The following is a 4,309-nucleotide window of genomic DNA, read 5'->3' on the forward strand; positions in this document are numbered from 1 at the left end:
GGCAGAGTGCTCAGGCAGAGCTGGCGCGTGTGTTTGCAGCACAGTATCAGCTGACGCTTACTGAGGAAGTGGAGATTCGCTACCGCACGGAGACCTCAACCGACCCGGAGACCGGCGAGACCACCTCAGAAGAAGTTCCCTATGAGTATTACATTTTGAATGTGAAACTCGCTAGCAAGCCCATTTCCGCTGTGGTGTCGGAACTTCTGACCCCGGAGCAGATGAAAATGTATCAGGTTTACCGGCAGACCATGGGCAATAAGCCGCTGTTGTTTGGCGGCGGCTCCCCTGATACCAGCGGCTCGGAAGATCTGTCCGGTGTGCAGTTCATTAACGGTACCCGCCCCGGCAATCCTCAGCTGGTGGAACTGGCCAAGCGTCAGGTGGGCAATGTGGGCGGTTATCCCTACTGGAGCTGGTACGGCTTTGACTCCCGCGTGGAATGGTGCGCCTGCTTCGTATCCTGGTGCTATAACCAGGCAGGAAAAAGTGAACCGCGCTTTGCAGGCTGTGAGTGGCAGGGCGTTCCGTGGTTCCAGTCCCATGGACAATGGGGTGCAAGAGGCTATAACAATCTGGCTCCCGGAGATGCAATTTTCTTTGATTGGGATTTGGATGGGACAGCAGACCATGTGGGTATCGTGATCGGTACGGATGGCAGCCGTGTTTATACCGTGGAGGGAAATTCCGGCGATGCCTGCAAGATTAAAAGTTATGACCTGAATTATCAAAGCATTAAGGGCTACGGCCTGATGAACTGGTAACAGAGATTTTTAAGAAGGAGTGATAGACGATGGCAAAGAACAAAATTGAGCGCATTGACCAGGAGATTACAAAGGTCCGCGAGAAGATCGCAGAGTATCAGGAAAAGCTCAAGGCGCTGGAAGCACAGAAAACCGAGGCAGAAAATCTGGAGATCGTCCAGATGGTGCGCGCCCTGCGTATGACCCCGACCCAGTTGAGCGCCATGCTGTCCGGTGGCACAGTTCCCGGAAGTTTGGCTGATGACAATAACGAACAGGAGGAAAACAGCTATGAGGAATAAACGATTACTCCGAACACTTTCCGCCTTTTGCCTGACAATGGTTGTGGCATTTGGCTTTACGATCCCTGCTTTTGCACAGGGGTCAGAACAGGCTCCGGCGGCACCGGCAGAGGATTCTACCAATGATAGCAATGTGATTGTGGAAGAAACAGAACCAGCACCGGCACTTACACCGGAGGGGAATGCGGCACTGGTGGATGATTTTGGTGGCAATAAGCAGCTCATTACCGTTACCACCAAGGCTGGCAACTATTTTTACATTTTGATCGACAGGGCTAATGAGGATAAAAAGACTGCTGTTCACTTTCTGAACCAGGTGGATGAAGCGGATTTGATGGCACTGATGGAAGATGAAAATGTCAAAGAGGAGCCGGCTGCTGTGTGTAGCTGCACGACAAAATGTGAAGCAGGGGCAGTCAATACGGCTTGTCCGGTCTGTGCAACTGATAAGAGTAAATGTACGGGCAAAGCACCGGAACCTCCGGCAGAAACACCGGAGCCGGAAAAAGAGAAGCCTGCCGGACTGAACCCGGCTGCGATAGTCCTTTTGCTGGCTCTGCTTGGAGGCGGTGGCGTATTTGCCTACTTGAAGCTCATTAAGAATAAGCCTAAGACCAAGGGCAATGACAGTCTGGACGATTATGATTATGGCGAGGAAGATTCCGAGGAATGGGAAACCGAGGATGAGGAGTCGGACGAGCCGGACGCTGATGGGGGCAGCACAGAAGAAGATGATGAGGACAGTGTGAACTGACCCGTTTCACAGACAGTCCCTATGAACGCATGATGACACGCAGGCCGGAGGGCGGGAGGGAAACTTCCCGTCCTCATTCTTTATCCCACAACCACCCCTGCTATGGTTGCGGGAGTTATGGAAGTCCCTGCGTAGGTATCTGCCATCGTGAGATGGAACGCTGGCTCAAAGAAAGGAAACGAAAAAAATGAGTGTTCTGATTATATTTATCAAGCTGATTGCTGTTTTTGACCTGCTTGTGATCGCCGTGTATTTTGGCGGCGACATTCTTTCTACCATGTTAAACAAACTTTGGAGAAAGCCAAAGCAAGATGATCCCTTTGATTTCTCCTTAGATACCACGACAGTTTCATTGTCCATAGATTCTATCCGTCAGCTTTATTCCGGTGACGCGGCAGATTTTGTGGAAGAAAAGATCCTGCCAAATGCGGAGAAAACAATGGCCGTGCTGACGGAACAAGAACAGACGGCGGCTCATCTGCTCTTATCCGCTCTGATCGGTTTTCTTGCAGCAGAAGCTCCTATGGATGAACAGAGCTTTCCTTTGATGATGGAACTTCTGAACTGCATGGAAGGGGAAAAAGAAGATGGTTGCCAGGATGCAGTAGATAGTTTACTTGAAGATGCCGCCTGCAATACCCGCCGTCACGAAGAATATTACAGCAATTATCAACGCTACCAGCTGATGCAGGTGGATAAAACCCGTGTCATTTTGGCTTGTCGTATCATCATCAATGACCTGCTGGGGAAACTGTACCGCTATGACTCCCGGTTTGGTTATAACCTGCTACTGGATGAGGAAAACAGCATAGAGAAAAAACTGCACACGCCTGTGCGGGAAGAATGGGAGGCTGAAGATGATGAGATATAAACTGGTAATCGCTGAAAAACCATCGGTTGCACAAAGTCTGGCCGCCGTGATCGGCGCGACTGCTCGTAAGGACGGCTATCTGGAGGGGAACGGCTGGCGTGTCAGCTGGTGCGTGGGCCATCTGGGCGGTCTTGCAGATGCAGACAGCTATGACCCAAAGTATGCCAAGTGGCGATATGATGATCTGCCTATCCTGCCGGAACATTGGCAGATGGTGGTGGGAAAAGATAAGAAAAAGCAGTTTGATATTCTCAAAAAGCTGATGAATGCCCCGGATGTGACGGAAGTGGTAAATGCCTGTGATGCCGGACGCGAGGGCGAGATGATCTTCCGCAGCGTCTATGAGCTGGCAGGTTGCAAGAAGCCGATGAAAAGGCTCTGGATTTCTTCGATGGAGGACTCCGCCATAAGGGAAGGCTTTGCAAACCTGCGCCCCGGTGCGGACTATGACGGACTTCGGGATGCTGCTCTCTGCCGTGCCAAGGCCGACTGGCTGGTGGGGATCAATGCCACAAGGCTTTTTTCCGTGCTGTACCACCGCACCCTCAACATCGGGCGTGTGATGTCCCCAACGCTGGCACTGATTGTCCAGCGAGAAGCTGAGATCGACACCTTTAAGCCGGTTCCCTTTTATACCGTGGCGCTGGAGCTGCCCGGTCTTACCGTATCCGGGGAGCGCATGAGTGACCGAGCAAGCGCAGAGCAGCTGAAAGAAGCCTGTCAGGGTGCAGCTGTCACAATCAAAAAGGTGGAGCGCAAGGAAAAGTCCGAAAAGCCGCCTGCCCTCTATGACCTGACTACCCTACAAAGGGATGCCAACCGTCTGCTTGGATTTACAGCCCAGCAGACCCTGGACTATCTGCAAAGCCTGTATGAAAAGAAGCTCTGCACCTATCCCCGTACTGACAGCCGCTATCTGACCGGTGATATGGCAGACAGCCTGCCGGTGCTGGTCAATCTGGTTGCCAATGCTATGCCGTTTCGCAAAGGGATCGCCATTACCTGTGATCCGCAGACAGTCATCAACGATAAGAAAGTAACCGACCACCACGCAGTAATCCCTACCAGAAATCTCAAGGATGCAGACCTTTCTGCCCTTCCTGCGGGAGAAAAAGCGGTGCTGGAGCTGGTGGCCCTGCGTCTGCTGTGTGCCGTAGCCCAGCCCCATATCTATTCGGAAACCGTTGTGATTGCCGACTGTGCCGGTGGGGAGTTTACCGCCAAAGGAAAAACAGTGAAGCACCCCGGATGGAAAGCACAGGAGGACGCTTACCGTGCCAAAATGAAGGATGCGGAGCCAAAAAAAGAGGGCGCAGAGAAAGCCCTGCCGGAGCTGACCGAAGGACAGACCCTTTCGGTTTCTGCGGCAATCGTCAAAGAAGGCAAAAGCAGTCCGCCCCAGCACTTTACGGAGGACACCCTATTGTCCGCGATGGAGACTGCCGGAAAAGAAGATATGCCGGAGGATGCCGAACGAAAAGGTCTGGGGACACCGGCAACCCGTGCCGGTATTTTGGAAAAGCTGGTATCTGCCGGTTTTCTGGAACGAAAAAAGAGCAGGAAAACGGTGCAGCTTCTCCCTTCCCACGATGCAGTCTCCCTTATCACCGTTCTGCCGGAACAGCTGCAATCTCCGCTT

6 protein-coding genes are annotated in these 4,309 nt (G+C 52.4%); all 6 read left to right on the plus strand.

The features are described 5' to 3' along the window. Positions 1-764 (plus strand): CHAP domain-containing protein (locus tag ACMP1L_RS06025; protein ID WP_418452341.1); only part of this gene is annotated, 764 nt, incomplete at its 5' end. A 29-nt stretch (positions 765-793) separates the two neighbouring features. After that, a complete protein-coding gene (locus ACMP1L_RS06030) occupies positions 794-1,045 on the plus strand; it encodes a DUF4315 family protein (protein ID WP_006777886.1) in 252 nt (83 codons plus the stop codon). After that, positions 1,035-1,799: a DUF4366 domain-containing protein gene (locus ACMP1L_RS06035; RefSeq protein WP_418452342.1), complete on the plus strand. Its 765-nt coding sequence runs from the start codon at positions 1,035-1,037 to the stop codon at positions 1,797-1,799. Before ACMP1L_RS06030 ends, ACMP1L_RS06035 begins: the two co-directional genes overlap by 11 nt. Continuing rightward, positions 1,796-1,990 (plus strand): hypothetical protein, encoded by a 195-nt coding sequence (locus ACMP1L_RS06040; RefSeq protein WP_003526245.1) that lies wholly within the window; start codon positions 1,796-1,798, stop codon positions 1,988-1,990. The genes ACMP1L_RS06035 and ACMP1L_RS06040 overlap by 4 nt, the downstream gene beginning before the upstream one ends. Continuing rightward, complete coding sequence (locus ACMP1L_RS06045) at positions 1,987-2,670, plus strand: conjugal transfer protein TraG (RefSeq protein ID WP_418452343.1); 684 nt, start codon at positions 1,987-1,989, stop codon at positions 2,668-2,670. The genes ACMP1L_RS06040 and ACMP1L_RS06045 overlap by 4 nt, the downstream gene beginning before the upstream one ends. Further along, the coding region (locus tag ACMP1L_RS06050) for a DNA topoisomerase (RefSeq protein ID WP_418452344.1) at positions 2,657-4,309 on the plus strand (1,653 nt) is incomplete at its 3' end. The genes ACMP1L_RS06045 and ACMP1L_RS06050, both read left to right, overlap by 14 nt.

Source organism: Ventrimonas sp. (assembly GCF_048380235.1).
Lineage (GTDB): Bacteria > Bacillota > Clostridia > Lachnospirales > Lachnospiraceae > Brotaphodocola.